The organism is Kitasatospora sp. MBT63 (assembly GCF_000710465.2).
Lineage (GTDB): Bacteria > Actinomycetota > Actinomycetes > Streptomycetales > Streptomycetaceae > Kitasatospora.
On the sequence record NZ_JAIZ01000785.1, the window covers coordinates 1 to 2199 of the forward strand.

At 75.1% G+C, this 2199-nt stretch carries 1 protein-coding gene; it reads left to right on the forward strand.

Annotated features, from left to right (window positions below):
* The first annotated feature begins 587 nt into the window (after positions 1-587).
* A complete protein-coding gene (locus tag AA75_RS40740; protein WP_033825544.1) occupies positions 588-2057 on the forward strand; it encodes a hypothetical protein in 1470 nt (489 codons plus the stop codon).
* Positions 2058-2199 lie beyond the last annotated feature (142 nt).

The following is a 2199-nucleotide window of genomic DNA, read 5'->3' on the forward strand; positions in this document are numbered from 1 at the left end:
AGCGCGCGGGGATCGCGCAGCTCGCCGCCGCGGGGAGCCGGCCGGCCGCCCGCAGCCGTGGGCGGCCGCAGCCCGGGACGGGGCTGGCCGGCGGGGTGACGCGGTGCGCCGCCGTCGAGTTGGGTGGGATTCGACGGGCGGGCGCCGGTGCTGGCGGAGGAGTACATGGGCTGGTGAGGGTCCCTTCCTGGCCGACGGCGGTGGACGTCCCGGCGGTTCCTGGTTCCGCCGGGGGCCGGCCGGGGTGGAGTGCGGGCGTCGGGCGCGGAGCCGGCCTGTCCGGGTCCGCCGCACCCTGGGGAAATGCGGCCGTCCCGATCTGCCGTGCCGTGCCCGACGCCCCCGCGCCACCCGGCCGCGCCACCCCTTGGGACGACGCCCCCGCACGGGTGTTGACGGCCCGTCGGTGCAGTCCCGGCCCGGATCCCGGGCCCCTCGACGCGAGGTCGAGGTGGCGCACTCCTACCTGACACCCGATCACCACTGGTACACCATGTGGCGGACCCTGGCGAAGCCTGGCGAATGGTCGCGTGGCACATGACAGAGCCATTAGTGTCGAAATCAGCCGAGGAACCTGGGGGCTTCACGTGAGCAAGGGGCCGAACAGCCGACTGGCCGACCTCTTCGCCCTGACCGGATGGTCCAAGGGCGAACTGGCGAGGCTGGTCAACCGGCGCGGTGCGGCGATGGGACAGCAGCAGCTGTCCACCGACACCTCGCGGGTGCGGCGCTGGATCGAGCAGGGGGAGATCCCCCGCGATCCGGTGCCCAGGGTGCTGGCCGCCGTGTTCACGGAGCGGCTCGGCCGTGTCGTCACCACTGAGGACTTAGGTCTGGAACGACACCGGCCCACCAGGTCGGGCTCGACTGCCGCGTCGGAACGAGCCTGGGAGCCGGATCGGACGGCTGCGGTCCTCACCGAGTTCACGGGAATGGACCTCATGCTGAACCGACGCGGTCTGGTGGGCGCGGGCGCCGCGCTCGCGGCAGGCGCAGCCATCGCAGACAACCTCCACGACTGGCTGAACAGCGGCGACGTGGCGTACGCGGCCGACCGGCCGGGCCCCCGGCAGGTGCTCACCCAGGGCGGCCCGCGGCCGGTGGTCGACGTGTACGACGCCGGCCCGGTCGGCGCCGAGGAGGTGATCGCGCTCGAACGCTCCGTCGAGGTGTTCCGGGCCTGGGACGCCTCCCGCGGCGGCGGACTCCAGCGCAAGGCCGTGGTCGGCCAGCTGAACGAGGTCGGCGGCCTGCTGACCCACCGGCACCACCCCGTGCTGGAGCGCAGACTCTGGACGGTGGCCGCCAACCTGGCCGTCCTGGCCGGCTGGATGTCCCACGACGTGGGCCTGGAACCCACCGCCCAGCGCTACTTCGTGATCGCAGCGCAGGCCGCCAAGGAGGCCGACGACCGCCCCCGGGCCGGCGAGGCGATCTCCCGGGCGGCCCGCCAGATGCTCCACCTCGGCCGGGCCGACGACGCCCTCGAGCTGATGCAGCTCGCCCGTTCCAGCACCGGGGAGCGGGCACAGCCCCGGACCCGCGCCATGCTGCACACCGTGGAGGCCTGGGCGCAGGCCTCGCTCGGCCGCGCGGAGGCGACCCGGCGGGTGCTCGGCGAGGCCGAGGACCTGTTCGTCCAGGAATCCCAGGAGGCCCCGCCGAGCTGGATGCAGCTGTTCGACGAAGCCGAACTGCACGGCATGCAGGCCCTGGTGTACCGGACCCTCGCCGAGCACGACCCGGGCGCGGCCCGGCTGGCCGAGGTGCACGCCGGCCGCGCCATCGACCTGCGGGCCGGCTCCGGCCGGGAGCGCTCCGCGCTGCTCGACCGGATCACCCTGGCCTCGGTGTACTGGATCTCCGGCGAACCGGACGCGGCCCTGGTCCAGGCGAAGCTGGCGCTGGCGGCGATCAGCCAGACCTCCTCGCTGCGCACCTGGGACCGGCTGCGCGAGATGTACCGGCTGGCCGGCCGCTACCAGGGCCTGCCCGAGGTGGCCGAATTGCGGGCCGAGATCGACGCCGTGCTGCCCGAACGGCGTCTGGCGGTCTGACCCGGACCGGTGGTCCGCCGGGCCGGGCCGACGCGGACGGTACCGGCACGAAGCGTCCCGGTCCGGGCACGCCGGGTGAGGGGCCGCGCGGCCGCCGGGAGGGCGGCCCCGGGCCCGGGCGCGGGCCCGCCGCGGACCCGTG